Raw genomic sequence first — 26401 nt, 5'->3', positions numbered from 1 at the left:
TTATTATTTTTCTGTATGGATCTCATGTAAAACAGACATTTCTTTTTCAAGTGAGGCAACAATCTCTTTTCCTTCACTCTTTTCTAGAAGTCCAAGTTTTACCGCAAAATCTATTTCACGAGATAATCCAAACATTTGCGTGTCTAAAACCTCTTCATATAGAGGGCATTGAGGCATCATTAAATTATCCATCTGCACTTTTATAAGCTGCGCGATTTTTTCTGCATCTTTTTTCAAAAGCTCTAAAGCTTTTTCTTGATACGAAATTTGTATATTAGTATCCATGAGGACGCCCCCATTTTTATTATTTCTAATTATTTAGCTCCCTAAAGTGTATCTTTTGAAGAGGAAAATTGCAAGCATTCTCTTATTGAAGTTAGCTAAATAGTTAAATATTCTTTAGAACTTTTTAATTTAAAGGTATACTTATGAAGATTAGATAGTTTAGAGGAGGCAATTCTGTTGGAACTTATTATACCAGTTAAAGGTGCAGTTAAATTTAATATTACATTAGACCCTACTGTTTGGATTTTTGATGATCGTAAAATCGATCTGGATGAGTTTTTTTCTGGGAAGTATGAATATAAAGATGAACTAGAAGAGTATACAAAAGTTACATCTGCTCATTGGTCACGAGAGATTATCGAGGGCTCTACAAACCCACCAACTCTTCAAACAGAGAAAAAATATGAACGGACAAAAGCACTGACAAGTACTTTCGGAATTGATATGAAGCCATTTATCCTAAATTCTGAACCTTTGCCAAATGCTACAAAAGTTGTGATTGAAACTACTGAGGAAGAATATATATTCTCTTTAGAAGACTTAGATAAGCTATTATTGAAATTTAGTCATAAAGGTAAACCACTACGTGAGGATGGTCCTGTTCATATATTGAAAAAAGATGGAACAAATATTAATGCTCCAATCAAATTTGTCACAGCATTCCGTGTAGAATAGGAGATGTTTAGATGAAAGTACAATGCGCGATTTGCGATCGAATAGATGAGCTTCCAGATGATTTACCACTTGCGAAGAAACTCAGAAACCGCCCAATTCACACTTACATGTGCCCTGAGTGTCATGATCGCATTGAAGAAAGAACAAACCGCCGTCTAGCAAGCGGAAAGTTCATTTTTTATAAGAGTTCACGACTGATTGAAAATGAATTTTAAACATTAAACATCGTAAATTAGCTTTAGGTCAATACCAGTTTCTATCGTTTTCGAAGGGCTTTGGATATACGTTTTCTATATGATTACCGAGAGAATTTTTTAGGGATGCTGGTTGGTTGTGACTGTTCGTTACAACCAACCAGCATCCCTTTTTTCGGTAATCTTATGGCGTTTATCCATCCGGCGCCCTCATACAACTCTTAGAAACAGTTAAGTACGTTTCGTTTTTGGATAACTAGAGATAAGTTACTTTCCAATTGATAGAGCAAGCTCACGAAGATGCAATTTCGTTCGCAACTTCGCTTCTTTAATTAGTAAACACTTACTATTTCACTGCATTTTCACTAGTGAGAAAGGAAATCTTCCTTCTTTATCCTTCATTACAGAATAGTATCCCTAACTTTTAGGTAATATCACTATATTAACTTTGACTACTATTATCATCTAAGCGATAAGCTATGCTTAATATTATAGTTGACTACTACTCATTATTTTGATTGGAGTGCTAGGTAGCGTCTCCAGCGGGAAAAGCGTTAGGCGAAGACCCCGCAGCGAAGCGAGGAGGCTGAGGCAACGCCCGCGGAAAGCGTCCACCTGAAACGGAAATCAGCAGTATTATTCATTCTTACATGCATCAGAAAACCTGTATTCACAGTGAATTTCCTTTATCAATGTTTATCTTCAAAAGAAAAAGCTCGGCTACATTTAAGTAGTCGGGCTTTGTCTTTTTTCAAGTCGTAAACGTATTTTATAAATTATTAGGATTAATGCCGCCACGATTAATCCCTCCACTACGGGAAGGAAAAACGCAAGGAACGTCAACATTAGACAACCTAATAACAAAAATGCATAAATGACGATATTTTGGCTAAAACGCAATTTCTTTGCAAATCCAAGCTTGTACACAAGCACAGACAGAAAGAAGATTAAAAGAAATAGTACATAACCAGCTATATCGTAAGTTGGCATAACCTCATAAATATATCTTGATATACTAGACATTCTACCAAATACGAATTGCTTTTCCTCCAAGGTTATTCACCCTTTCAGTTGCTATTAAAGTTCTGCATTTTTCAATTTTTTCGTTACTCGTTCGCGCTCGCTCTTCTCAAGAACTTTTTTACGTAAACGGATTGACTGAGGAGTTATTTCTAGGTACTCATCGTCTCCTAAGAACTCAATTGCTTCTTCAAGCGTTAAAATACGAGGTCTTTTAATTACGTTCGTTTGGTCTTTGTTTGCAGAACGGATATTTGTTTTTTGTTTTGCTTTTGTAATATTTACAGTGATATCAGCATCACGAGTATTTTCTCCTACGATCATACCTTCATATATATCAGTACCTGGTTCAACGAATAAAGTACCACGGTCTTCAATACCCATCATACCGTAAGTTGTTGATTTACCAGTTTCCATAGAAACAAGTACACCTTGATGACGTCCGCCAACACGACCAGAAACTACTGGTTGGTAGCTATCGAATGTATGATTGATGATACCGTAACCTTTAGTAATTGACATGAATTCAGTTGAATAACCAATTAGCCCACGAGCAGGAACCATAAAGATTAAACGAACTTGTCCACTACCATTGTTGACCATATCAATCATTTCGCCTTTACGAGTACCCATAGATTCAATAATTGAACCTACACTATCTTCTGGTACATCAATTTGAACGCGTTCGATTGGTTCACATTTTTTCCCGTCAATTTCACGGATGATTACTTGTGGTTTTGAAACTTGTAATTCAAAGCCTTCACGACGCATATTTTCGATTAAGATCGACAAATGAAGCTCTCCGCGACCTGAAACAGTCCAAGCATCTGGAGAATCAGTATCTTCAACACGTAAAGATACATCAGTTTCTAATTGAGAACGAAGACGCTCTTCAATTTTACTTGAAGTAATCCATTTACCTTCACGACCTACGAAAGGTGAGTTGTTTGTTAAGAAAGTCATTTGTAATGTAGGCTCATCAATACGTAATGGAACTAATGCCTCTTGATGAGTTGTAGGACAAACTGTTTCCCCTACGTTGATGTCTTCCATACCAGAAACAGCAATTAGATCCCCAGCTTTAGCTGATTGGATTTCATCGCGTTTTAAACCGAAGAAACCAAATAATTTAGTTACACGGTAATTTTTAACAGTACCATCAAGTTTCATCAATGAAATTTGTTGACCTACTTCAATTGTTCCGCGGAATACACGACCAATACCAATACGACCAACATAGTCATTATAATCAAGTAAAGCTACTTGGAATTGTAATGGCTCATCGGAGTTGTCAATTGGTGCTGGAATAGCAGAGATAATCATTTCGAAAAGTGATTTCATGTTTTCTTCTTGTTTAGCAGGATCTTCATCTAAAGAAGAAGTTCCGTTTACACCTGAAGCGTAAATAACTGGGAATTCTAATTGATCTTCATCCGCACCTAATTCAATAAACAATTCTAGAACTTCATCTACTACTTCTAGTGGACGAGCTGAATCTTTATCTACTTTGTTTACTACTACGATTGGCGTTAATTTTTGTTCTAACGCTTTTTTCAATACGAAACGGGTTTGAGGCATACAACCTTCATATGCATCTACTACTAGTAAAACACCATCTACCATTTTCAAAATACGTTCTACTTCGCCACCGAAGTCAGCATGTCCAGGCGTATCAAGAATATTAATACGTGTGCCATTGTAATCGACTGCTGTGTTTTTTGCTAAAATGGTAATTCCGCGTTCACGTTCTATATCATTCGAGTCCATGGCTCTTTCATCAACATGTTCATTTGAACGAAAAGTTCCTGATTGTTTCAATAATTGGTCGACTAATGTCGTTTTTCCATGGTCAACGTGTGCTATAATTGCAATGTTTCTTAAATCTTGACGTATATTTGTCATATTTCCACTCCATATTCTTTTTTCGAGTCCATAACTGTGTTATTATATCACAAGTGAAACTAAAGTAACATTATTTTTTATCATTTATTTTGGAGGTAATCAATTTGGGTAATATTAAATGGATTTTTGTTCTATATTCTCTAGGTGCAATTTTATCAATGGCACTTATAGGAATCGCTATTGCATTGCGAAATATTCCACTTGTTTTTATATTTCTTATCTTATTATTTGTTATTATGGGATTTGGTTTCAAAACAAAGAAAAAAATGCGTGATGAAGGTTTACTTTAAATACGAGTTACCATCCAGCAGGATTCATACTGCTGGATTTTATTTTAGTTGAATATAATCCTTTAATAATTCTTCATGTAGTCCTGGTTTAGACACGATAAAGCTATCAGCATCTAGTAAATCTAGATGTTCAAATGCTAAATTCGTAGCAATTGCTCCGACCTCTTTTGCAATAACCAATCCACCAGCTATATCCCAAGGCGATAATCGCATGGACATATAGGCATCTAGCCTTCCTGTTACTACATATGATATTTCGATTGCTGCGGAACCAAGTGACCGAGTACCTCTAACAGTTTGAAGTAATTTCACCATCCCTTCATAATGTACATATCTATTTGGCACTACCCATCTTGCATTTACTCCCACGACTGCCTCCTCCACTGAAGCAGAACTTAACTTCGGCAACCGTAAATCATCCAGATAGGCACCACCATTTAAGGACCCACTAAGTAATGAATCCTCCATCACATTATATATATACCCAAGAATCCCTACTCCATCTTTAAATATTCCTAATGAGATAGCAAAATTTTGTTTTTGGTGTATGAAGTTTGTTGTACCGTCTATCGGATCAAGTAACCATACATAGCCGTTTAAATCTTTTATGTCATCACCGAATCCTTCTTCACCAAATATTCGATGCTCAGCAAAATCTGCTTTTATATGCCTAATAAAAAATTGCTCTGTTTCTTTATCGATATTAGTAACCAAGTCATTGGCTTCGGATTTCGATTCAATAATGAGTTCAGAAGATAAGGAAGTTTTAATGTTATATGCCGCTTCCTTTATTAACGACTTTGCGTATGTATCTAGCTTGTGTAAATCCAATTGTCCCACCCCTTTTTAACGCTTATGTTATTAGTATAAAGAAAAAAACACCGGCTGTCTTATCATTAGCAGGTGTTTTTTTAAGGTACTCCTATAATTGGAACATTAATCGAGAGCATTGAGTTCCTCCAAAAGCTGGTGAATCTCAGCTAGGCGGGTTTTAGATCCATTTATCTCTTTTTCATTGTTAGTCGTCATTGCATCAAATAACGTTGCAAGTTCATAGTCTAACTCCATTTTTAATGTTTGTATTTTTTCTTTTTCCAAGTCTTCTTTACGAATAATATGCACTACCTGTCTCATCACTACCACCCCTTCTTTTTCGTATCGTAATATTCAGAAGATTCTTTATAATAAAATATGCAGTTATATAAATAATGTCTACTGAAAAATACTACTTACAAGATTTTTACCCAATTTTCCTATAAAATAAACATAGAAGTTGAAAGGAGTTTACATATGAGCAAAACATTTTGGACAAAGGAAGATTTTGATGTCTTTCAAATAGATGGACTTGAAAACAGAATGGCTGGATTGATCGAAAAAGTTAGACCTAAGTTCGAAGAGTTAGGAAATCATTATAGTCATTATTTTTCTACATTACTCGGACAAGAATATTACGCTCATGTAGCAAAGCATGCTAGACGGTCAGTGAATCCTCCTAAAGATAGTTGGGTAGCATTTGCACCTTATAAAAGAGGCTACAAGGCACTCCCTCACTTCCAAATAGGGTTATGGGGAAGTCATGCTTTTATTATCTTGGCGGTTATTTATGAAGCACCCGATAAAGTGAACATTGCTGAACGATTATTAAAGAAAAAAAATTTGTTTAACAATTTGCCTTCGGACTTTATCATTTCTGGTGATCATATGAAGCCAGATGCTTCCTTGTTAAAAAAAGTAAAGAAAGAAGGTCTTGAACAACTGCTGGTACGGTTAAAAGATGTAAAAAAAGCAGAATTTTTAGTTGGCCGCCATATTAGTAAAGACGAAGCAGTTCAATTTACGGAGGAAGAATTTTTGAAATTTGCAGAAGAAACTTTTGATCATTTAATACCAATTTATAAAACGATGGTCCAAATGAAGTAAAAAACTTTCCTCCTATACTATTTGAGTATAGGAGGTATTTTTTATCCTTTAATGATAATATTCTCCGACTGTTCTTTCATCTTTTTAATAATAGGAAAACTTATATATCCACTTTCTTTTTCAAATTCACGAAAATATGTTTTCTCTTCTGCAATAGAAGGTACTATTTCTTTAAACCTCCGATATCTCTTTAATAGTTCCTCTCGTTTGATGCCATTTTCATATGCTTTTTCTATCGCTTCAAAAAATTGCACTACATCTACTATTTCTTCTGTGGACCAATCCAAAGAGAAAGGATATGTGTATTCCATATAATATTGCCTCCTATTATTTCCATTTATTTCGTATGTTCATTGCTTGCATTTCCATTCGATTGAATAGCTCCTGTACGGAAGGTATATCTTCTATTAACCCGACTGACTGCCCTGCCCATCCAAATCCATTTCGTTCATCGCCTTCATATATAAATTGCTTATTAGCCTTACCGCTAATGTAGTCCTTAAGAGCATCATATGTTGGATTCTCTTTTTCAATACTTAAAATTTCATCAGTCCAACTATTTTTTAAAGCTCTTGCCGGAGCACCAATAGATCTTTTGATAACTACTGTATCCATTTCTCCGCTCTTTATTAATGTATTTTGATAAGCCATGGAGGCATGTATACATTCTTTTGTGGCGATGAACCTTGTCCCCATTTCAATCCCTTCTGCTCCAAGTGCGTGAGCAGCCATCCATCCTCGACCATCTGCGATACCACCAGAAGCGATTACTGGAATGGATACAGCGTCAACCACTTGAGGAATTAGCACGATAGATCCCACATCATCTCTACCTAAATGCCCCCCGCCCTCCTGTCCAACAACCATTACTGCGTCCGCCCCAAGTTGTTCTGCCTTTTGAGCCTGTCGCTTAGCTGCAACTAACACTAATTTTTTAATAGATGTATTTGCTAGTTTTTCTAAAATAGGAGCTGGATTTCCACCAGTCATTGATATCACTGGAACTTCTTCATCAATAGCAACTTGGAGCATATTTTCATAAGGTCTCCCAGTCTGTCCAATTGCGAAATTCACACCAAAAGGTTTCTCCGTTAACACTCTTACTTTATGTATTTCTTCACGTAGCTCATCTGGCGTCTTCAAACTCATAGCAGTTACCTGTCCTAAGCCTCCCGCATTTGATACAGCCGCACATAACTCCGAGTATGCTAAATATGCCAGTCCCCCTTGAATAATCGGAAAGTTAGTCCCTAATAAATCAGTAACCTTTGTTTGAAAAGTCATTCCTAATCCCCCCTTATATGAATAGTGTAATAAAATTGTTCTGATGATACAAATGACAATTATTTTAATAGTATTAATGAACATGAGATGCTATAATTTCTTTTGTTTTAAAAAAATTTATCTTAAGGTGGTTGGAGCGTTGTCACAATTAGAAACTCCATTATTCGATGCATTACTTAAGCATCGTAATCGTCATCCAATCCAGTTTCATATTCCTGGGCATAAAAAAGGAAAAGGGATGGACCCTGCATTTCGAGAGTTCGTTGGAGATAATGTACTTTCAATAGATTTGATCAATATTGCACCATTAGATGATTTACATTCTCCTAAAGGTGTCATTAAACAAGCACAACATTTAGCGGCAGAAGCATTTGGTGCGGATGAAACTTTTTTCTCCGTTCAAGGGACAAGTGGTGCTATTATGACCATGATACTTACTATTTGTGGACCTGGAGATAAAATCCTTATTCCGCGAAATGTACATAAATCAATTATGTCCGCTATTGTTTTTGCAGGTGCGATTCCTGTTTTTATCCATCCTGAGGTAGATAAAGAATTAGGTATCTCTCATGGTATTTCCGTAGAGTCAGTGGAAAAAGCATTAGAGGCACATCCAGATGCAAAAGGACTACTAGTTATTAATCCTACCTATTTTGGATTGGCAGCAGACCTTAAAAGAATTGTAGAGCTATCTCACGCAAAAGGAATTCCAGTTGTGGTAGACGAAGCGCACGGAGTTCATATACATTTTCACGATTCTCTACCTATTTCTGCAATGCAAGCTGGCGCGGACATGGCTGCAACCTCTGTGCATAAATTAGGTGGCTCCATGACGCAAAGTTCTATATTGAATGTAAGAAAAGGGTTAGTTTCTACTAAGCGTGTACAATCTATCTTGTCTATGCTAACAACAACTTCTACTTCTTATCCATTACTAGCATCTTTAGACACCGCTAGACGTCAGTTAGCCATTCATGGGGAAGACTTAATAGGTGATGCCATTCGCCTTGCAAAAGATACACGTAAACGTATTAACGCTATTCCACATATCCGTTGTGTTGGAGATGAAATTTTAAAAACATCTGCAACATTTGATTTTGATCCTACTAAACTTTTAATAAGTGTGAAAGACTTAGGCATGACAGGCTATGATGCGGAAATATGGCTTAGAGAAAAAGCAAATATAGAAGTAGAGCTTTCTGACCTGTATAATATTTTATGCCTTATTACACTCGGAGATACAAAGAAAGAGGTTAATTTACTTGTTAATGCTCTTTCGAGAATGGTTGCAGCACATGAATCCGATGCAGTGGTATTAGAACCTTTTGTTACTTTGCCTGAAATACCTGGGCTTGCCATGTCTCCAAGAGATGCTTTCTATGCGGCTACAGAGTCTGTACCTCTGAAAGAGGCAAGTGGACGTATTTCTGCAGAGTTCGTAATGGTATATCCGCCTGGTATTCCGATCTTTATTCCCGGGGAAATAATTACACAGGGTAATATCGATTATATAGCGATGAATATGGAAGCAGGATTGCCAGTACAAGGTCCTGAGGACGATACACTTGAAATGATTCATGTCATTAAAGAACATCAAGCTATATATTGACAAAAAAAGGAACTCGTGGTGATGAGTTCCTTTTTCATTTCGTCATATTATACATATACTGTAATGAAGTCTTAAATTTAGAACTAGATTAATAGAGCAATTAACGGGAAAATGAAAGACCCTAATATAGCACTCAATGTCATAGAAACAGAGCCCATTGTTAACGTTTCCTCACCGTATTCTCCTAGTTTAGATACACCAATACCATGAGAAGCACTTCCCATGGAAACCCCTCGACTTATCGCCTTATCAATACGACAAACTTTAAAAATAGTGGGTCCCAGAATAGCCCCCACTAAACCTGCAAGAATAACGAAGACAGCTGTTAAAGTTGGTATACCGCCTATTGTTTCACTTATCGGAATAGCAACAGGTGAAGTGATGGATTTCGGTAATAATGATAATAGAATATGTTCTTCAAATGACAATAACTTAGATAATATCATAATACTGATTATCCCTGAAAAAAGAGCACTTAATACACTTAAGATAATCGGGTACTTGTATTTATAGATTTTCTCTTTATGAATATATAATGGATAGGCCATACTAACAACAGCTGGCCCTAATAATTCATTTATCCACTTTCCACCAGACATATAGGAATCATAAGGTGTTTTACTAATTATTAAGATAAGAACAATTAGTACAGTTGTAGAAAGAATAGGTAACAATAACGGGTATGTAAATCGTTTATAGACGATAGACATAATATAAAAAAGCACAATAGTTCCTACTATCATCATGGATGCAATCATTCAATCAGCTCCTTTTCTAATAGCTTCCGCTCAAGGTACTGACAGAACCTTCCTGTGAAAATAATAGTAATTACAGTACTAAGTACAATAGCAAATACCATTCTTAAACCAGCCCATGATAAGAGTTCTGGATAATCCATAATGCCAACAGTCGCTGGTATAAAAAACAACGCTAGAAAAGCCAATAAAAATCCAGCCCCATCTTTTATAAGTTCTACCGGTATTATTCTGAAATATAAGCAAACAAAGAGTAATAACAACCCGGCAATACTCCCTGGAAATTGAAGAGAGAGACTTTGAACGATCCATGACCCGATAAACGAGAAAAGATATAAAATAATTACTTGAAATACAATTCGGATAACTTTAACCATTTTTTTGCTTTAAAAGAATTTCTTTTAAAGCTTCCACCTCCAAGAAACTGATAGATATATAGGGAATAATTCTACGCCGATTTAGATACACTGTCTATTAATATAACCAGACAAAAATACGCAGGACCTTTAAGTACAAAACCTGTTTAATGAGTTCCCGATATGATTTGGACAAGCTTCCCCAGTAACCAAAGGACGTTTGTCTCTACTTCCTGGAAGTCTTAGAACAGGTAAGTGATTTTAGAATAGTAGAGAATAGCTACTTTCTTATTCATAAAGGAAGACCTTTGGATTATCCAAAGGTCTTTAGATTATTGTATTCCTTTAATTGTTTTTGGATCAATTAAATCGTATCCATTTGCACGAAGACCCTCCACAATACCTCGTAATGCCTGTGCAGTCCATTCCCGATCATGCATTAACAAATTAGCCCCGTCTGTCAAATATTCAGTGTTCACCATAATATCCGTCAAACTAGCAGCATCCCGATATTGTTTTTCCCAATCATATCCATATGTCCAGTTCATTAAAAGCATACCCTCTTGCTTAACAAGGCTCTTACTAAAATCTGTATTAACCCCAAAAGGCGCTCGGAAGAACTTCGGTTTTTCTCCAATTACAGCTTCTACTGTCTCATTTACTTTTATAATTTCTTCTTTTTGCTGCTCCTCAGAGCTCTCTTTTAAATTTACATGTGTTTGCGTATGATTTCCAATAGAGAATCCCATATCGTAAATTGCTTTTAAGTTATTCTTTTCATCATCTGTGTCTAGAAAATGACCATTTACGAAAAATATAGCCGGTGCATTTAACTCTTTCAACGTTTTTGCCATTTCTACTGCGTATTTTTCAGGAGCATCATCGATTGTAAGCAAAACTGCTTTGGGATTGGCATCTTCAATTGGTTTGAATGTCCAATTTGCCTCATTTAGCTCGTATAGTGATTCAGTTTCTTGGATCACTACTTCTTCTTCTACAACCTCTTCCACTTCTTCTACTACAGGTTCTTGAGATTCTGTAGTAGTCTCATTACTTTCTTTTACTGTTTTAGGCTTTTCATCTCCGTCACTACATGCAGAAAGTCCAAGTAACATTACTGCTGATATCATCCAAGTTGTATGTTTCAATATAATCACCCAGTCCCTTCCTCTATATTTTAACAGGCTAACTAGATTGATAGTAGTTAAAAAGAAAACACACTAAAGAGGATTTCCTTAGAGTGTTTTCGAAGACTGATATTGTTCCGAGATTATGAAGTCGTCATCCAATAGAACATAAGGATGTGTTTCCATCAAACTATTTTTGAGAAAATCTGGCATTTTCTCTCCTTCATATGCACAGATTAAGGGAAAGGAAAGTGAATTTACCGCTTCATCTACTATTTCCTCAAGATCTTTTATAAGATGTAGCGGCTCTTCCATGCTAGCCCACTCGACATGTGCCCATGCGCGAAAAGAAAGTTTATTTTCCACATAAGACTGTATTGTTTTACTAAAATACTCTGCGATTGAGGGAGGATGATAACTTCCACTTGACCAATAGAAATCCATACTATTTACATAATGAATTAACTCTAATTGTTCTTTCGTTAAACGCGAGTTTAATTCTTTTTGAATAACAGAGTAAAGACGAGAGTTCTCTATAAGAACCACGTAATCACCTGCTGCGATACCGTCTTCAATATAATTCAATAACTGTGAAGTGTAATTTTCTAATCCACGGTACTTATACAAAATATGAAGATGATCATCTCTATGATTTTCAAGCACTTCATTCATATTTACTATTACTTTTCTTCTTACAATACCTTTTGAGTTTTCAAGCATATGTATCACCCCTTTTTTATTCATTCGACGGATTTCCCCAATTTCCTTCATTACTATTCAAATATAGAAAGTCATATTAACTTTAACAGAAGAATTTCTTTCCACAATAAAAACAATAGACCTGCCGCAAAAGCGAACAAGTCTATTGTTAAACTTAAGTTAGAAGTTATTTAGATAGAATATGAATTGGATGACCCATAACTACTTCTGCAGCTTCCATCGCAATTTCACCTAAAGTTGGGTGAGCATGAATAGTCATTGCAATATCTTCAACAGTCATTCCCGCTTCAATTGCTAAACCAAGTTCAGCGATCATATCTGAAGCACCTTGACCTACGATTTGAGCTCCAAGTAATAAACCATCTTCTTTACGTGAAACTAGTTTTACGAAACCATCTGTAGCGTTTAAAGCTAGTGCACGACCATTTGCTCCAAATGGGAATTTCCCTGCAGCAACGTCATATCCTTGCTCTTTCGCTTGTGCTTCATTAAGACCAACTGTAGCCATTTCAGGATCTGTAAAACAAACAGCAGGAATTGCTAGGTAATCTACAACAGATGTTTGCCCAGCGATTGCTTCTGCAGCTACTTTTCCTTCGTATGATGCTTTATGTGCAAGCTGAGGACCAGCAACAATATCACCAATAGCGTAAATATTAGAAATGCTTGTACGACATTGTTTGTCAACCTCTAATAATCCACGTTCAGCGAATTTAATGCCAATTTCCTCCAGACCCATTTCATCCGTATTTGGACGACGACCTACAGTAACTAGAACGTAATCTGCTTCAACTTTTTTCTCTTCTCCGCCAACTTCATAAGTTACTACTACGCCAGTATCTGACTCTTCCACACCTTTTGCAGATGCTTTAACAGCTATTTCCACGCCTTTTTTCTTCAAGCCTTTTTTAACAATTGTTGTCATTTGTTTTTCGAAGCCAGCAAGAATATCATCGCCACCTTCAACAATCGTAACTTTTGAACCCAAGTTAGCAAATGCTGAACCTAGTTCTGTACCGATATATCCTCCACCAATTACAACTAAGTTTTCTGGAATTTCAGGTAAACTTAATGCACTAGTAGAGTTTAAAACACGTTTTGAGTATTTAAAAGTTGGAATTTCTACAGGACGAGATCCTGTTGCAATAATTGCATTTTTAAATGTATATGTTTGCGCAGATTTTTCATCCATTACACGTACAGTATTAGCATCAACAAAATAAGCTTCGCCCATAACTACTTCGACATTGTTTCCTTTTAATAATCCAGAAACACCGCTAGTCAGTTTTTTTACTACACTGTCTTTAAAAGCTTGTGATTTAGAAAAATCGATTTTCACATCTGTAGCTGTAATTCCCATATCATCAGCATGTTTTGCTTGTTCAAAACGGTGACCAACAGAGATTAATGCTTTAGAAGGAATACATCCTACGTTTAAGCAAACTCCTCCGATATGTTCTTTTTCCACAACTACGACTTTTTGTCCTGTTTGTGCTGCACGAATTGCTGCAACATATCCACCAGGGCCTGAACCTATTACAAGTGTATCTGTTTCGATTGGGAAATCTCCTACTACCATTTTTTACGCCTCCATTAATAATAATTCTGGACTGCTAAGCAAACGCTTCATGTGATTCAACGCATGTTGAGCAGTCGCACCATCGATCATTCGGTGATCAAAGCTCAATGATAATGCTAACACAGGTGCAGCCACAATTTCACTATTTTTTATTACTGGCTTCTCTGAAATTCGACCAATTCCTAAAATAGCGACTTCTGGATGGTTGATAACTGGAGTGAACCATTGTCCACCCGCGGACCCGATATTTGTAATAGAACAAGATGCACCTTTCATTTCGGCAGCAGCAAGTTTACCATCACGCGCTTTTCCTGCTAGTGCATTAATTTCATCTGAAATTGCAAAAACCGACTTACGATCAGCATTTTTGATAACTGGAACTAATAGACCTTTATCCGTATCAGCTGCAATACCTATATTGAAGTAATATTTTTGAATTACCTCGTTTGTTTCATCATCATAAGATGTGTTTAACGCAGGGAATTCTCTTAAAGTACTTACTAAAGCCTTAACTACATAAGGTAAATATGTTAACTTGATATTTTTTTCAGCAGCAATTTCTTTAAATTTCTTACGATGTGCAACAAGTTCAGTAACATCTACTTCATCCATTAACGTTACATGTGGAGCTGTATGTTTAGAATGTACCATTGCTTTTGCGATTGCTTTACGCATCGGTGAAAGTTTTTCTCTAGTTTCAGGGAATTCACCTTCAAATGTAACTGGTGCTGAAGTTTTAGTTGGTTGTTCAGCTTCTGCATTAGTAGTTGTTTCAGCTTTTTCTTCCACTGCAGTAGGCTGATCTCCGGATAAGAAAGTTTCAATGTCTTCTTTTAAAACGCGGCCATTTTTACCTGAACCCGTTACATCCGAAATACTTACATCGTTTTCACGTGCAAACTTGCGAACTGAAGGCATAGCAATAACGCGTGTATCACCTTTTGGTTGTTCTTTAGGTGTTGTCGTCACTTTCTCCGCTGAAGCTTCAACATTTTTTGCTGGAGTTTCAACTTTTTCTTTGTCTACTGATTGGCCATCTTCAGCAGTTGCTTGAACTTGCGCTTCTGTTTTTTCTTCTGCTTTTTCCTCATCACTATGATCGCCTTTAAATTTAAGGTCTTCATAACCAGGAGCATCAAGCTTAATAAGCACATCTCCAACGATAGCTACTGTTCCTTCACTTACAAGAACTTCTGTAACTTTCCCTTTTACAGGAGATGGAATTTCTACAACCGCTTTATCATTTTGCACTTCGCATAAAATATCGTCCTCTTGTACCTCATCGCCCGCTTTTACAAACCACTTAACAATTTCACCTTCATGTATACCCTCACCGATATCTGGTAATCGAAATTCAAATGACAATGTATTCACCCTTTCTATAGCAGATTTTAAATTAGAATGTTAAAACTTTTTTAGCTGTATTTACTATATCCGTAGCATTCGGTAACCAAACCGTTTCTGCTTGAGAGAATGGGAAAACAGTGTCTGGAGCAGTTACTCGTAATACTGGAGCTTCTAAACTTAAAATAGCACGCTCTGTAATTTCTGCTACAATGTTTGCCGCAATCCCTGCTTGTTTTTGTGCTTCTTGAACAACCATTGCACGATTCGTTTTTTCTACAGAAGCAATAATTGTTTCGATATCCAAAGGTTGAACTGTACGTAAATCGATTACTTCTACAGAGTGCCCTTCTTTTTCAAGTTCTTCTGCTGCCTTCAAGCTTTCGTGTACCATTGCACCGTAAGCAATAATTGTTAAATCTGTACCCTCACGTTTAACATCAGCTTTTCCAAGAGGAATTGTATATTCTTCTTCCGGTACTTCTCCACGGAATGAACGATATAATTTCATATGCTCAAGGAAAATTACTGGATCATTATCACGAATTGCAGAGATTAATAGTCCTTTTGCATCGTATGGAGTAGAAGGAATAACCACTTTTACACCTGGTGTTGAAGTCATAAGAAGCTCTAAACTATCAGCATGCATTTCTGGTGTATGAACTCCTCCACCGAAAGGAGAACGGATTGTAACAGGTGCATTAAATGCTCCCCCTGTACGGAAACGCATACGAGCTAGCTGACCAGCTATAGAATCCATTACTTCAAAAACAAATCCAAAGAATTGAATTTCTGGAACAGGACGGAACCCTTGTAGGGAAAGACCTACGGCAAGACCACCAATACCTGACTCAGCAAGTGGTGTATCAAATACACGATCTTCTCCGAATTCTTTTTGTAATCCTTCAGTTGCACGGAAAACTCCGCCGTTAACGCCTACGTCTTCACCGAAGACTAGAACGTTTTCATCATTTTTAAGCTCAGTACGGAGTGCATCCGTAATTGCTTGAATCATCGTCATTTGTGCCATCGGTTACTTCGACTCCTTCTCAGTGTAGTAAGCTAATTGCTCATCTAAGTTATATGGATTTTCTTCATACATAATATTGATAAGGTCCGTTACTTTTTGTTTTGGTGCTGCATCTGCTTTCTTAACAGCTTCTTTAATTTCTTCTTTTGCTTTTTCAATTACTTCTGCTTCTTTTTCTTCACTCCAGATACCTTTTGTTTCCAGGTATTTACGGAAACGAACTAATGGATCTTTCTTTTCCCATTCAGAATCAGTTTCTGAAGTACGGTAACGAGTCGGATCATCGCCAGCCATCGTATGAGGACCGTAACGATAACATACTGTTTCAATAAGACTAGGTCCGTCACCTTTAATGGCACGTTCTCTAGCATCTTTCGTAGCAGCATAAACAGCAAGTGGATCCATGCCATCAACTAGAACACTAGGAATACCAGCTGCAATTCCTTTTTGTGCAATTGTTTTAGCAGATGTTTGTAGTTCGCGAGGGGTAGAAATCGCAAATTGGTTGTTCTGAACGATAAACACTGCAGGAACACGGAATGCTCCAGCAAAGTTAATACCTTCATAGAAGTCCCCTTGTGATGATCCACCGTCACCCGTATAAGTAATAGCGATTGCTTTCTTACCACGTTTTTGCATACCAAGTGCAACACCAGCCGCTTGGATAAATTGAGCACCAATAATTATTTGAGGTGGGAAAACATTTACACCTTCAGGAATTTGGTTCCCCATAAAATGCCCACGTGAGAATAGAAACGCTTGCCATAAAGGTAAGCCATGCCAAACTATTTGAGGTACATCACGATATCCAGGTAAGATAAAATCATCTTTTTCTAAAGCATATTGAGAAGCTAGTTGAGAAGCTTCTTGACCCGCTGTTGGAGCATAGAAGCCTAAACGTCCTTGTCTATTTAAAGAGATAGAGCGTTGATCTAAAATACGTGTATAAACCATACGACTCATCAACTCTACTAGTTCCTCGTCAGATAAGTTAGGATTTGCTTTTTCGTTTACAATTTCCCCTTCTTCATTTAAAATCTGAAACATTTCAAACTTTTCTTCGATTTCATGAAGCGTTTTCATAGGGTCTAACTGCGCTGGTTTGTTTGCAGCCATTATTACATCTCTCCTTTTCTTCTGTATTAAAATTATTATTTAATTATAGTAGTACAACAACATTTCCTTTTTAGTATACTCAAGAATAAATCCAGGGTCAATCATATGAAACCCGTGTATTTAATTGTCGGAATATTAGAACTTATATAGCCTGTACTACTACTAAATTATGTCTGTACTATATCAGATTGCTATATTTATATAAAAAAGCAGCTCTGCGTAGAGCTGCTTTTTTATTTTCCATCTTTCTGTAACGAAGTTAAGACTTCTTCCTTCACTTCATTTACCCTTGCTGTTGCTTCATTAAACTTTTCAACGGATTTTTTCACTACTTCATTGTGCATGTTTACATCTTGAACCTGTGCTTGAATGACAGTTATATCTGCAGATTCATCTATTAACATATTATATAAATTTTGTTGCAGATCAGCTAACTCATTATAGTTAGTCGTTACTTCTTCATATGCTGTAATACGTTCTTCCAATGAAGTCTCCATTTTTTTTAAAGTTTCTTTCTCCGAAGCTTCCTTGGTTTCTGAAATAAGTGTATTAATTTTTTTAATATCCTCAGTAGTAGCGTTTATCGATGCAGCTTCCTTTTCTACTAAAGTTAATCTAGTTTCTAATAGAGTTGCCGTATCTTCTACCATTGTAGTAAGTTCTTCCTTTTGATCTTTAGTCAGTTCCATCATTTTCTGAAAGTTTGCCTGTTCTTTGGATTCTGTTTCTGCTAATTCTTTTTGTACATCTCTATAATCGGCTTCTTGATCGTAAATTTCCGTTAAGATGTTAGATAACTTTTCTTCTGTCGACTCCCCAAAGTTACAGCCGGCAAGTAGTAATATACTACTTAAAATGAGTACAAATTTGTTTATTTTCATCATGTAACCTCCTATACCCATTCAACTATAATTGTATTAACTATTAAATTCAACTGACGAATAGGCTGTTTTTTGTTTAGTATACAGACAAATTTCGCTATAATAGATATATGAACATTGAAAGGACGATTAAAAATGATTTTAATGAATGATATTGTCAGAGATGGTCATCCATCTTTACGTACAAAAACAGAAGATCTTATCTTCCCATTATCACAAGAAGATATAATTCTTGCCAATGATTTACTGGAATATGTTATTAACAGCCAAGACGATGAAATGGTTGAAAAATATAAAATACGACCAGGAATTGGAATTGCTGCTCCACAGGTAAATGCTAACAAAAGAATGTTCGCACTTCACTTAGAAGATGAAAACGATCTAGAAGTAAGCTTCGTAGCAGTTAACCCCAAAATAATTAGTCACTCCGTAGAAAGAACGTATATTTCTGCTGGAGAAGGTTGCTTATCTGTAGATGAAGTAATCGAAGGATATGTGCCAAGATATGCACGCATTACCGCGACAGGTTTTTACCCAGATGGAGCTCCATTTAAAAAACGCTTAAAAGGATTAGCAGCTATTGCTTTCCAACATGAACTCGATCATTTAAATGGCATCATGTTCTATGATCACATCAACAAAGAAAATCCATATGCTCCGATTCCAGATTCGGTACCTTATGAACGAGTTTAAACTTTTACACAAAACGCCGGTCCTACGTATGTAGAACCGGCGTTTTAGTTATCGTATTCAAGTTTCTAATTTGTCGTTTGTAGTAGTGATATGATGGCTATTCGAGACTTTTTATTTGTAATTGCACCAACTATAACTACCATTTTGCACTCTCCATTATTGTAAGTCTTTCAATCTTGGCATAGCAGATAATGCACCAGGTTTAGTGGCACAGATCCCACCTAACCTATTACTAAATGCGATGTAACGTATCCAGGCCTCTTTTGTGGAAGGATGCCCCTCCAAATATATCTTTGAAAGAATGCCTGCGACAAAAGCATCTCCAGCACCAGTCGTATCAACTGGTATTACTTTTTCTACCGGAACATGTACTACTTCCCCGTGAAGCACCGCATAAGTCCCCTCTGCACCAATAGTAATAAGTAAAGCCTCGATATTATATTGCTGCATAGATTTGATACCATCTTCTATAGATGTCGTTTCCGTTAAAAAGAATAATTCTTCCTCTGTTAACTTCAATATATCAACCATGTTAAAAAAGGAAGAGATGGTTTCTCTACAACTCTCTTCACTACTCCAACGTAATGGTCTAATGTTAGCATCAAAAGAAATAAGTACATTTGACTTTTTCATATTCTCTACAATTTTTCTAGTTGTCCCAAGAGCTATAGGATGAAATAGGGTACCAGAACAAAAATGAAAAACAGATGTTTCATGAATTATCTGGTTCTTAATAGCGGAAAAGTCTACTTGGATGTCAGGGGTAACATCAACATAACGTTCAAAATGACGTTCATTGTTCTCCAAGAGATGTACATATACACCGCTAACCTCTTTTTCGGGAACTATTTGCGAAAAGGATAGATCTACTCCCTCCTCTGCTAATTCATTTCTAACAAATTCAGATGTTTCATTTTCTCCGGTTACAGTTATGAACGAAGATGCTGCTCCGAGTCGTGCTACTCCTGCAGCAACATTAACGGTCGCACCACCTAAAAACTTTGTGAATCGACTATTGCTTTGATCTTCTGCAATATAATCGACAAATGCATCACCATATATCAGGACAAACTTTTTGGACATCTAGTAAACTCCTTAAATTAACCTTAATTTTTTCATTGCGTTGGAAAGCCCACTCTCTGATACATGATCCGTAACAAAGGTAGCATGTTCCCTTAACTCTTCGACACAGTTCCCCATTGCGACACTTGTACCAGCGAACTGAAGCATTTCTATATCATTTAGGCCATCACCGAAAGCTATCGCATCTTCGGGTCCTCTTCCAATATGTTTTAACAAAAGATCCATCCCTTTAGCCTTTGAAATCCCTTTAGGAAGAACATCACAGGAAACACGGTGCCAGCGGACAAATTTTAAATTTGGAAAAGCTTGTTCATATTCCTTTTGTTCCTCTAAACTGCAAAAGATAAGCGCTTGATGAATATCATTCGTCAAATAGAAATCCTCTGCATAACGTGGGAAATTTATTTTCAGTGTAGATATACTATCGAATACATCTTGGTGATCAGGAAAGCTAGAAACCATTTCATCACTGTCCATATACACAACTGGTTGCTTTCTTTTGTTAGCAAACTCCGTTAGTCGGGCCAACTCTTCCCTCTCAACAATCCCTTTATGTAATACTTCTCCTCTGAACTGAACAATTTGACCATTGTAACAAACAAACGAATCTATTTTCAATCGATCTAAAACAGCTTGAGCAGTAAAAGGAGAGCGTCCAGTCGATATGACAATTTCATGTCCATTATCTCTGGCCTTTTGAAGTGACTCTTCTACTCCATCGGGAATATTTTTATCATCGTCTAAAATCGTTCCATCAATATCAAAAAATAAAATTTTGTTTTTCATAAAAATCCTCCATTCTAAAATGCGAATTATTTGACTTTTCAGTCATAATCCTTTACACATTTCACTCTTGCGTATATAATACTCTATAAGGAGTGAATAGCCATGTTGAAACGCCTGAAAAGGAAATGGTTGAGACGGCTCGGTGGAATGCTTAGAAACAAAACGATTGCTTAAAGTAGGCTTCAATCCTCAGTTTTTCACTACAGGATTGATAGTTTTAACATTTGACCGCTTACGTAAATTTAATCTCCCGCTAACGCCAAAGTTTTAGGACAAGGCTTAAAATCGGGATATTACACTACTCGTAACGTAGGTAAAATACTTTTGCCCTCTAAAATGGAGGGCTTTTCTTTATTTTAAATAAGTGTCATGATAATATAAAGAGAATTGATTTATTTTGAACGTGAAAAAGGAGAGTATAAAATGATTTTTAAAGTTTATTATCAAGAGAATGTACTAGAAGTACCAGTTCGCGAAAACACACAATGTTTATATGTAGAGGCTGAAACTGAGCGCGAAGTTCGTGCGCTATTAATAGACCGCAAATATAATATCGAATTAATTCAGTTGCTTGAAGGTAATCATTTAGAGTACGAACAAGCCGGCGAAAATTACAAAGTAGAGAAGATTTAATATATGAAATTTGTAAAAAATGACCAAACTGCGGTTTTCGCCCTCGGCGGACTAGGCGAAATCGGCAAAAACACATATGGCGTTCAATTCCAAGATGAAATAATATTAATCGATGCTGGTATTAAATTCCCAGAGGATGATTTACTCGGCATTGATTATGTAATTCCTGATTACACTTATTTAGTAAAAAATGTGGACAAGATTAAAGGACTCTTTATCACTCACGGTCACGAAGATCATATCGGTGGTATTCCCTATCTTTTAAAACAAATTAATGTACCCGTTTACGGAGGAAAGCTTGCCCTTGGTTTATTAAGAAATAAATTAGAAGAGCATGGCTTACTACGCCAAACAAAAATGATCGTTATTCAAGAAGAAGATGTTATCAAGTTCAGAAAAACTTCTGTAAGTTTCTATCGTACAACACATAGTATTCCAGATGCATTTGGGATAGTGGTAAAAACACCACCCGGCAATATTGTGCATACGGGTGACTTTAAATTTGATTTCACACCTGTAGGTGAACCAGCAAACTTAACAAAAATGGCTGAAATCGGAAAAGATGGAGTGCTATGCTTACTATCAGATAGTACAAATGCAGAAATCCCTAATTTTACAATGTCAGAGCGTAAAGTCGGAGAAAGCATGGATTCTATTTTCCGTAAGGTAGATGGTCGTATTATCTTTGCTACTTTTGCATCTAATATTCATAGACTTCAACAAGTAACCGACGCAGCTGTTCTTCACGGACGTAAAATTGCTGTCTTTGGTCGAAGCATGGATAATGCTATGACAATCGGTCGTGAACTTGGTTATATTACAGCTCCAAAAGAAACGTTTGTGGATGTAAGCGCATTGAACCGATTACCAGCGAACGAAGTACTTATACTTTGTACAGGTAGTCAAGGGGAACCGATGGCAGCATTATCTCGTATCGCTAACGGTACACATCGACAAATTCAAATTCAACCTGGAGATACAGTAGTATTTTCTTCTTCACCTATCCCTGGAAATAGAGCAAGTGTCAATCGTACGATTAACTTACTATTCCGTGCAGGAGCAGAAGTAATCCACGGTTCATTAAACAATATTCACACTTCCGGGCATGGTTCACAAGAAGAGAATAAGCTTATGCTTCGTCTTATGAAGCCTAAGTTCTTCATGCCTATTCACGGAGAGTATCGAATGCTGAAGATTCATACTGAATTAGCAGTAGATTGCGATGTAGATCCGGATAATACCTTTATTATGGAAAACGGAGAAGTACTAGCCTTGAGTGCGGATGAGGCACATGTTGCTGGCCGAATTCCTTCTGGCGATATTTATATTGACGGAAGTGGAATTGGAGATATTGGTAATATTGTTCTTCGTGATCGTCGTGTCTTATCAGAGGAAGGCTTAGTTATTGTTGTAGTAAGTGCTGATATGGAGAAGAAAAAAATTGTATCAGGTCCTGATATTATCTCTCGTGGTTTCGTTTATATGCGTGAATCAGGAACAATGATTAATGAGGCACAACAAATGTTGAATAAACATTTACGATACACTATTCAAAGTAAAGAGACTGAATGGTCTGAACTAAAAAATGAAATTATAGACGTTCTAAGTCCTTATTTATATGAAAAGACGAAACGTCGTCCAATGATACTTCCGATTATTATGGAAGTATAAGTAATAACCTCAGAATCTAAAATTCTGAGGTTATTTTTTTTACCTAAAAGTTAGTTGTACATGTTCCCTCTTTTGAATATCATACATGGATATCATTCCAATGGAGGCATCTAGTATGAACTCAATATTTACTTATATTTTTTTAGGTATATCCTTAGCGGCACCCGTGGGACCTGTCAATGCGGCACAATTAAATACAGGTATAAAGAACGGATTCTTTCATGCATGGATTTTTGGCTTTGGTGCTTTGTTGGCTGATATTTTATATATGGTGTTAGTCTATTTTGGAGTGGGACAATTTGTTGATTCTCCATATATCAAAATATTTCTAAGGTCCTTTGGATGCTTTGTTCTAATTTACACCGGGATAGAAAGTCTACTAACGCTCCATAAGATTAAGTTAAATTTCCATAAAGAAAAAAGAATTAGATTTAGACAGTCATTATCTTCAGGATTTCTTTTGTCTTTGCTAAACCCTTTAAGCATTCTTTTCTGGTTAGGAATATTTGGTTCAGTACTAGCTGAAGCCTCTCAACAAATTACGGATAGTCAACTCATTTTATATAGCTTTGCAATTATTGGGGGTATTATTTTATGGGATACTTTTACGGCTTTCCTATCTAGTGGTGCACGGAAATTTCTTTCCAATAAATTTTTAGTGATCATTTCTATCATTTCCTCTTTGTCCATGCTTGGTTTCGGAATTTATTTTGGCATTCAAGCTTATCAATTACTTTTTTAAACCTCTTCTTTTTTCCACTTTTTGCGTAAAAATAATACGATGATCGCGATAATTGATAGGAATATGAGGCTGATGAAGAAACCTGGTCGACTAGTTGAATGATAAAGCGCCCCACTGACAGCTGCCGAAACAAGAATAATACCGATTACTCTTTTTACTTTATCAGCTTTCGTTGTGTCCACTAGCCTGTGATACATAGCTAAGATAAACAGCCAATTATAAAGCAACATCAATGCGGCTGCAGTAGTTATATACTGATAAACTTTATCTGGTAGCAACAAGGAAGTAACTATCGAAAGAATAAGACCTACAGAAGTTAGAGCTATTGCTGGTAAAGGCGTCTTAAACTTCTTTTTCGTTTGCTTACTAAATATGGCTGGTGCATCCCCCTCTTCAGATAAGGTAGTAAGGATTGTCGTTACTGAGAATAGGGACGCTGACATAGTTGAAAAACCCGCAATTATAATAGCAGCTGTAAAAACATGAGGAAAAAAATCCAGATTAAAACCGGATAATGCTGTAACAAATGGGCTCTTGTCATCCTTAAATTTAGTATATGGCATTAATAATAACGCCAAAATAAGAGACGTGACATAGATTATACCAAGTAATCCTAACATGACCTTACCCGATTTTGGTGCATCTTCTTTCTTTTTCAGATAAATAGCCATGACACCCATTACTTCAATTCCACCGTGTGCATAAAATGCAAATAGAAGAGCACTCCAAAAACCTAAAATTCCTTTCGGAAAGAAACCTTCTAATGTACTTGGAATATTATCTTTAGGGTTGCCATCTATTACTCCAGTCAATGCCAAAACTGCAATGATGATGAACATAAAAATAGCAGCAATTTTCATCACTGCGAATACACTTTCTAGTTTTCCAAATGCCTTTGCTCCTATGAATAACACTAACAATCCGCAAATTGCATAAATTAATGCAAATATCCATAGAGCTACTTTTGGAAACCAAAGTTTGGTTAACAGAGATATCGCTGTCAATTGACTACCAATGATCAATATTTCAGAACACCAGTAAACCCACCCACTACTAAATCCCGCCCAACGTCCATAAGCTTTTTTGGCATAAGTTCGAAATGATCCTTTTTGTGGATCATTCGCTGACATTTTAGCAAGTGCCTCAAACACAATATAGGTAGCACAAGCTGCCATAGTGAAAGCCAATATAACCGAAGGACCAGTCATTTGGATGGCTATGCTAGAAGCTAAGAAAAATCCTGTGCCAATAATACATCCTACTCCGATAAGAGATAGTTGCCACCATGCTAAGTGACCATCTTCCTTATTGGTACTAACCGGTTTTTTGGACATTTCACACCTCCTCGTAAACCTAGTATTTCACGAGAAATAGTAATTATGAGTTCGGTTTACACTTAGTTCACTAATACATAAAGAGACTGTTTATGACATGAGTCACAAACAGTCTCTTTTATATAACTTATACTTTTTTTAAGATAAAACTTTCTTTTCAAAACGTATAATATCCACGTCCGCTCCAATAATGATTAACACATCATTAAGTATTAGATTTTCATCTGCCTGTGGAGAAACTATAATATTATTCCCTCGTTTAATCGCCACAATATTAATGCCATATTTTGCACGGATATCTAAGTCAATAAGTGATTTACTTGCTATTTTCTCATTGACTCTTATTTCCATAATAGAATGTTCATCAGAAAGTTCAAGGTAATCTAATACATTGTTGGAAAGAATATTGTTTGCAATTCTAATACCCATATCTCTTTCAGGATGTACTACCTGATCTGCTCCAATCTTTCTTAATACCTTTTCATGGTAATCATTTTGTGCTTTGACTGTAATTTTCTTAACGCCAATCTCTTTTAGCATTAAAGTAGTCAAAATACTAGATTGAATATCGTCTCCAATAGCAACAATAACATGTTCAAAATTTCGAATACCCAATGATTTCAGCACAGCTTCGTCTGTTGTATCAGCAACTACCGCCTGAGTGGCAATGGTCGCAAACTCATCTACACGTTCAGATGCTATATCAATTGCCATAACATCTGCTCCTTGATCAATCAGCTCTCTGACAATACTACCACCGAATCTACCTAAACCGACTACAACAAATTCTTTGTGCATCCTAAATGCCTCCTACATATCTAATGCGATAAGTTTAACATATCCAATCCTTTAATTGATAGAGAATTTAATCATTATTTTATGTTTTCATTAATAAGCATAAGCAGCCTTTTTTCTAACATCATCATCCCTTTTTCGCCTGCTTGCATATGCCTTAATAGTCCTTTCTTATCAAACAAATAAAAAGATGGAACTACTCGATTTTGAAATTGATTAGTCACGATTAGTTCATGATCCAAATAAATAGAATCCTTCATCCTTCCTCGTTGAATTGCATCTAGAATAGGCTTCTCGAATAAGTCATCTCTAGATCTTGGCATATGAATGCCTACTACATGAAAATTTTCCTTATATTTTTCTTTCCACAATCTAACGTTATTATATGCTCCTCCACATAATGAACAGCTCACTGACCAAAAGTAAACTAGGACGGGCTTTTCCCCTATTAGTCTGTCATTGTTTATCTGTCCATTTATCCATCTCGGATCCATTGGAAATGACGGTAATTTAGTACGTAACTTCACTGCCTATATCCCTTCTTTCTTTCAGCATTCATTAGTATATGCATTCTTCA

The 26401-nt window shown here is 36.3% G+C and carries 30 protein-coding genes; 9 read left to right on the top strand and 21 right to left on the bottom strand.

All coding sequences use genetic code 11. From position 1 onward, the window contains the following. Nucleotides 1-3 precede the first annotated feature (3 nt). Nucleotides 4-285 carry a YlaN family protein gene (locus MKX53_RS05290; protein WP_093535398.1) on the bottom strand — a complete coding sequence of 94 codons (282 nt, stop codon included), beginning with the start codon at nucleotides 283-285 and terminating at the stop codon, nucleotides 4-6. A 177-nt stretch (nucleotides 286-462) separates the two neighbouring features. Between MKX53_RS05290 and MKX53_RS05285 the strand changes: the two genes are divergently transcribed. Continuing rightward, complete coding sequence (locus MKX53_RS05285) at nucleotides 463-960, top strand: peptidyl-prolyl cis-trans isomerase (RefSeq protein ID WP_340761842.1); 498 nt, start codon at nucleotides 463-465, stop codon at nucleotides 958-960. An 11-nt stretch (nucleotides 961-971) separates the two neighbouring features. Further along, entirely contained in the window at nucleotides 972-1175 is a 204-nt protein-coding gene (locus MKX53_RS05280) for a YlaI family protein (protein WP_093535402.1), read from the top strand. Between the two features lie 705 nt (nucleotides 1176-1880). Here MKX53_RS05280 and MKX53_RS05275 read toward each other — a convergent pair. Both MKX53_RS05275 and typA read right to left on the bottom strand, forming a co-directional pair. Continuing rightward, entirely contained in the window at nucleotides 1881-2207 is a 327-nt protein-coding gene (locus MKX53_RS05275; RefSeq protein WP_245762629.1) for a YlaH-like family protein, read from the bottom strand. Nucleotides 2208-2231: 24 nt separating this feature from the next. Then, nucleotides 2232-4076: a translational GTPase TypA gene (gene typA / locus MKX53_RS05270; protein ID WP_340909688.1), complete on the bottom strand. Its 1845-nt coding sequence runs from the start codon at nucleotides 4074-4076 to the stop codon at nucleotides 2232-2234. A 104-nt stretch (nucleotides 4077-4180) separates the two neighbouring features. On the opposite strand from typA, the gene MKX53_RS05265 reads away from it, so the two are divergent. Next, nucleotides 4181-4366 (top strand): YlaF family protein, encoded by a 186-nt coding sequence (locus MKX53_RS05265; RefSeq protein WP_340909687.1) that lies wholly within the window; start codon nucleotides 4181-4183, stop codon nucleotides 4364-4366. A 39-nt stretch (nucleotides 4367-4405) separates the two neighbouring features. Here MKX53_RS05265 and MKX53_RS05260 read toward each other — a convergent pair whose 3' ends face one another. Both MKX53_RS05260 and MKX53_RS05255 read right to left on the bottom strand, forming a co-directional pair. Then, complete coding sequence (locus MKX53_RS05260) at nucleotides 4406-5197, bottom strand: inositol monophosphatase family protein (RefSeq protein ID WP_093535408.1); 792 nt, start codon at nucleotides 5195-5197, stop codon at nucleotides 4406-4408. Between the two features lie 105 nt (nucleotides 5198-5302). Next, nucleotides 5303-5500 (bottom strand): hypothetical protein, encoded by a 198-nt coding sequence (locus MKX53_RS05255; RefSeq protein ID WP_093535410.1) that lies wholly within the window; start codon nucleotides 5498-5500, stop codon nucleotides 5303-5305. A gap of 156 nt (nucleotides 5501-5656) precedes the next feature. On the opposite strand from MKX53_RS05255, the gene MKX53_RS05250 reads away from it, so the two are divergent. After that, the gene (locus MKX53_RS05250) at nucleotides 5657-6286 is read left to right on the top strand and encodes a YktB family protein (RefSeq protein ID WP_340909683.1); all 630 of its coding nucleotides are present in this window, start codon (nucleotides 5657-5659) and stop codon (nucleotides 6284-6286) included. 41 nt (nucleotides 6287-6327) lie between these two features. Here MKX53_RS05250 and MKX53_RS05245 read toward each other — a convergent pair whose 3' ends face one another. Both MKX53_RS05245 and MKX53_RS05240 read right to left on the bottom strand, forming a co-directional pair. Next, nucleotides 6328-6597: a UPF0223 family protein gene (locus MKX53_RS05245; RefSeq protein ID WP_093535414.1), complete on the bottom strand. Its 270-nt coding sequence runs from the start codon at nucleotides 6595-6597 to the stop codon at nucleotides 6328-6330. Nucleotides 6598-6613: 16 nt separating this feature from the next. Continuing rightward, nucleotides 6614-7570 (bottom strand): NAD(P)H-dependent flavin oxidoreductase, encoded by a 957-nt coding sequence (locus MKX53_RS05240; protein WP_340909681.1) that lies wholly within the window; start codon nucleotides 7568-7570, stop codon nucleotides 6614-6616. A 139-nt stretch (nucleotides 7571-7709) separates the two neighbouring features. Here MKX53_RS05240 and MKX53_RS05235 point away from each other — a divergent pair, with 139 nt between their 5' ends. Continuing rightward, complete coding sequence (locus tag MKX53_RS05235; RefSeq protein ID WP_340909679.1) at nucleotides 7710-9179, top strand: aminotransferase class I/II-fold pyridoxal phosphate-dependent enzyme; 1470 nt, start codon at nucleotides 7710-7712, stop codon at nucleotides 9177-9179. A gap of 83 nt (nucleotides 9180-9262) precedes the next feature. On the opposite strand, the gene MKX53_RS05230 is transcribed toward MKX53_RS05235, so the two are convergent. The 9 genes from MKX53_RS05230 to MKX53_RS05190 form a co-directional block, all read right to left on the bottom strand. Then, the gene (locus MKX53_RS05230; RefSeq protein ID WP_340909676.1) at nucleotides 9263-9937 is read right to left on the bottom strand and encodes an LrgB family protein; all 675 of its coding nucleotides are present in this window, start codon (nucleotides 9935-9937) and stop codon (nucleotides 9263-9265) included. Continuing rightward, complete coding sequence (locus MKX53_RS05225) at nucleotides 9934-10311, bottom strand: CidA/LrgA family protein (RefSeq protein ID WP_340909673.1); 378 nt, start codon at nucleotides 10309-10311, stop codon at nucleotides 9934-9936. Before MKX53_RS05225 ends, MKX53_RS05230 begins: the two co-directional genes overlap by 4 nt. Before the next feature lie 311 nt (nucleotides 10312-10622). Continuing rightward, the gene (locus MKX53_RS05220) at nucleotides 10623-11438 is read right to left on the bottom strand and encodes a polysaccharide deacetylase family protein (RefSeq protein ID WP_340913245.1); all 816 of its coding nucleotides are present in this window, start codon (nucleotides 11436-11438) and stop codon (nucleotides 10623-10625) included. A gap of 87 nt (nucleotides 11439-11525) precedes the next feature. Beyond that, nucleotides 11526-12137: an MEDS domain-containing protein gene (locus MKX53_RS05215; RefSeq protein ID WP_340909670.1), complete on the bottom strand. Its 612-nt coding sequence runs from the start codon at nucleotides 12135-12137 to the stop codon at nucleotides 11526-11528. Nucleotides 12138-12303: 166 nt separating this feature from the next. Next, nucleotides 12304-13716: a dihydrolipoyl dehydrogenase gene (lpdA, locus tag MKX53_RS05210; protein ID WP_093535426.1), complete on the bottom strand. Its 1413-nt coding sequence runs from the start codon at nucleotides 13714-13716 to the stop codon at nucleotides 12304-12306. 3 nt (nucleotides 13717-13719) lie between these two features. Next, nucleotides 13720-15081 carry a dihydrolipoamide acetyltransferase family protein gene (locus tag MKX53_RS05205; protein WP_340909668.1) on the bottom strand — a complete coding sequence of 454 codons (1362 nt, stop codon included), beginning with the start codon at nucleotides 15079-15081 and terminating at the stop codon, nucleotides 13720-13722. Between the two features lie 31 nt (nucleotides 15082-15112). Then, entirely contained in the window at nucleotides 15113-16090 is a 978-nt protein-coding gene (locus MKX53_RS05200) for an alpha-ketoacid dehydrogenase subunit beta (protein WP_093535430.1), read from the bottom strand. A 3-nt stretch (nucleotides 16091-16093) separates the two neighbouring features. Further along, nucleotides 16094-17206, bottom strand: a complete 1113-nt coding sequence (pdhA, locus tag MKX53_RS05195) for a pyruvate dehydrogenase (acetyl-transferring) E1 component subunit alpha (protein ID WP_340761834.1) — start codon at nucleotides 17204-17206, stop codon at nucleotides 16094-16096. Nucleotides 17207-17439: 233 nt separating this feature from the next. Beyond that, nucleotides 17440-18087 carry a YkyA family protein gene (locus MKX53_RS05190; protein WP_175496186.1) on the bottom strand — a complete coding sequence of 216 codons (648 nt, stop codon included), beginning with the start codon at nucleotides 18085-18087 and terminating at the stop codon, nucleotides 17440-17442. Between the two features lie 135 nt (nucleotides 18088-18222). Here MKX53_RS05190 and def point away from each other — a divergent pair, with 135 nt between their 5' ends. Then, nucleotides 18223-18780 carry a peptide deformylase gene (def, locus tag MKX53_RS05185; protein WP_340909666.1) on the top strand — a complete coding sequence of 186 codons (558 nt, stop codon included), beginning with the start codon at nucleotides 18223-18225 and terminating at the stop codon, nucleotides 18778-18780. 156 nt (nucleotides 18781-18936) lie between these two features. Here def and MKX53_RS05180 read toward each other — a convergent pair whose 3' ends face one another. Then, on the bottom strand, nucleotides 18937-19863 hold the full coding sequence (locus tag MKX53_RS05180) for a carbohydrate kinase family protein (protein WP_340909663.1): 927 nt from the start codon (nucleotides 19861-19863) through the stop codon (nucleotides 18937-18939). A gap of 12 nt (nucleotides 19864-19875) precedes the next feature. Further along, nucleotides 19876-20649 carry a Cof-type HAD-IIB family hydrolase gene (locus MKX53_RS05175; protein ID WP_340909660.1) on the bottom strand — a complete coding sequence of 258 codons (774 nt, stop codon included), beginning with the start codon at nucleotides 20647-20649 and terminating at the stop codon, nucleotides 19876-19878. Nucleotides 20650-21072: 423 nt separating this feature from the next. On the opposite strand from MKX53_RS05175, the gene MKX53_RS05170 reads away from it, so the two are divergent. The 3 genes from MKX53_RS05170 (at nucleotide 21073) to MKX53_RS05160 (ending at nucleotide 23695) form a co-directional block, all read left to right on the top strand. Further along, nucleotides 21073-21282, top strand: a complete 210-nt coding sequence (locus MKX53_RS05170) for a DNA-dependent RNA polymerase subunit epsilon (protein ID WP_093535442.1) — start codon at nucleotides 21073-21075, stop codon at nucleotides 21280-21282. A 3-nt stretch (nucleotides 21283-21285) separates the two neighbouring features. Beyond that, nucleotides 21286-22953 carry a ribonuclease J1 gene (gene rnjA / locus MKX53_RS05165; protein ID WP_093535444.1) on the top strand — a complete coding sequence of 556 codons (1668 nt, stop codon included), beginning with the start codon at nucleotides 21286-21288 and terminating at the stop codon, nucleotides 22951-22953. Nucleotides 22954-23068: 115 nt separating this feature from the next. Beyond that, complete coding sequence (locus MKX53_RS05160) at nucleotides 23069-23695, top strand: LysE family transporter (RefSeq protein WP_340909658.1); 627 nt, start codon at nucleotides 23069-23071, stop codon at nucleotides 23693-23695. On the opposite strand, the gene MKX53_RS05155 is transcribed toward MKX53_RS05160, so the two are convergent. The 3 genes from MKX53_RS05155 to MKX53_RS05145 all read right to left on the bottom strand — a co-directional run bounded on the left by MKX53_RS05155 (nucleotide 23692) and on the right by MKX53_RS05145 (nucleotide 26351). Further along, entirely contained in the window at nucleotides 23692-25029 is a 1338-nt protein-coding gene (locus MKX53_RS05155) for an amino acid permease (protein WP_340909657.1), read from the bottom strand. The two genes, MKX53_RS05160 and MKX53_RS05155, sit on opposite strands and share 4 nt — an antisense overlap. Nucleotides 25030-25167: 138 nt before the next feature. Beyond that, nucleotides 25168-25827 (bottom strand): potassium channel family protein, encoded by a 660-nt coding sequence (locus MKX53_RS05150; protein ID WP_093535450.1) that lies wholly within the window; start codon nucleotides 25825-25827, stop codon nucleotides 25168-25170. A 74-nt stretch (nucleotides 25828-25901) separates the two neighbouring features. Further along, a complete protein-coding gene (locus MKX53_RS05145) occupies nucleotides 25902-26351 on the bottom strand; it encodes a TlpA family protein disulfide reductase (protein WP_340909654.1) in 450 nt (149 codons plus the stop codon). Nucleotides 26352-26401: the final 50 nt, after the last annotated feature.

Source organism: Psychrobacillus sp. FSL K6-4615 (genome assembly GCF_038008225.1).
Taxonomy (GTDB): Bacteria; Bacillota; Bacilli; order Bacillales_A; family Planococcaceae; genus Psychrobacillus; species Psychrobacillus psychrotolerans.
The sequence above is the reverse complement of the archived record's forward strand: the minus strand, read 5'-3'. Positions and strand labels throughout refer to the sequence as shown.

Coding starts and splice junctions, on each gene's coding strand:
- MKX53_RS05225 (WP_340909673.1), bottom strand. CDS start 10,311: ATGGTTAAAGTTATCCGAATTGTATTTCAAGTAATTATTTTATATCTT.
- MKX53_RS05280 (WP_093535402.1), top strand. CDS start 972: ATGAAAGTACAATGCGCGATTTGCGATCGAATAGATGAGCTTCCAGAT.
- def (WP_340909666.1), top strand. CDS start 18,223: ATGATTTTAATGAATGATATTGTCAGAGATGGTCATCCATCTTTACGT.
- lpdA (WP_093535426.1), bottom strand. CDS start 13,716: ATGGTAGTAGGAGATTTCCCAATCGAAACAGATACACTTGTAATAGGT.
- MKX53_RS05290 (WP_093535398.1), bottom strand. CDS start 285: ATGGATACTAATATACAAATTTCGTATCAAGAAAAAGCTTTAGAGCTT.
- MKX53_RS05170 (WP_093535442.1), top strand. CDS start 21,073: ATGATTTTTAAAGTTTATTATCAAGAGAATGTACTAGAAGTACCAGTT.
- MKX53_RS05230 (WP_340909676.1), bottom strand. CDS start 9,937: ATGATTGCATCCATGATGATAGTAGGAACTATTGTGCTTTTTTATATT.
- MKX53_RS05250 (WP_340909683.1), top strand. CDS start 5,657: ATGAGCAAAACATTTTGGACAAAGGAAGATTTTGATGTCTTTCAAATA.
- MKX53_RS05215 (WP_340909670.1), bottom strand. CDS start 12,137: ATGCTTGAAAACTCAAAAGGTATTGTAAGAAGAAAAGTAATAGTAAAT.
- MKX53_RS05150 (WP_093535450.1), bottom strand. CDS start 25,827: ATGCACAAAGAATTTGTTGTAGTCGGTTTAGGTAGATTCGGTGGTAGT.
- MKX53_RS05255 (WP_093535410.1), bottom strand. CDS start 5,500: ATGAGACAGGTAGTGCATATTATTCGTAAAGAAGACTTGGAAAAAGAA.
- MKX53_RS05245 (WP_093535414.1), bottom strand. CDS start 6,597: ATGGAATACACATATCCTTTCTCTTTGGATTGGTCCACAGAAGAAATA.
- MKX53_RS05180 (WP_340909663.1), bottom strand. CDS start 19,863: ATGTCCAAAAAGTTTGTCCTGATATATGGTGATGCATTTGTCGATTAT.
- pdhA (WP_340761834.1), bottom strand. CDS start 17,206: ATGGCTGCAAACAAACCAGCGCAGTTAGACCCTATGAAAACGCTTCAT.
- MKX53_RS05160 (WP_340909658.1), top strand. CDS start 23,069: ATGAACTCAATATTTACTTATATTTTTTTAGGTATATCCTTAGCGGCA.
- MKX53_RS05200 (WP_093535430.1), bottom strand. CDS start 16,090: ATGGCACAAATGACGATGATTCAAGCAATTACGGATGCACTCCGTACT.
- typA (WP_340909688.1), bottom strand. CDS start 4,076: ATGACAAATATACGTCAAGATTTAAGAAACATTGCAATTATAGCACAC.
- MKX53_RS05190 (WP_175496186.1), bottom strand. CDS start 18,087: ATGAAAATAAACAAATTTGTACTCATTTTAAGTAGTATATTACTACTT.
- MKX53_RS05155 (WP_340909657.1), bottom strand. CDS start 25,029: ATGTCCAAAAAACCGGTTAGTACCAATAAGGAAGATGGTCACTTAGCA.
- rnjA (WP_093535444.1), top strand. CDS start 21,286: ATGAAATTTGTAAAAAATGACCAAACTGCGGTTTTCGCCCTCGGCGGA.
- MKX53_RS05175 (WP_340909660.1), bottom strand. CDS start 20,649: ATGAAAAACAAAATTTTATTTTTTGATATTGATGGAACGATTTTAGAC.
- MKX53_RS05240 (WP_340909681.1), bottom strand. CDS start 7,570: ATGACTTTTCAAACAAAGGTTACTGATTTATTAGGGACTAACTTTCCG.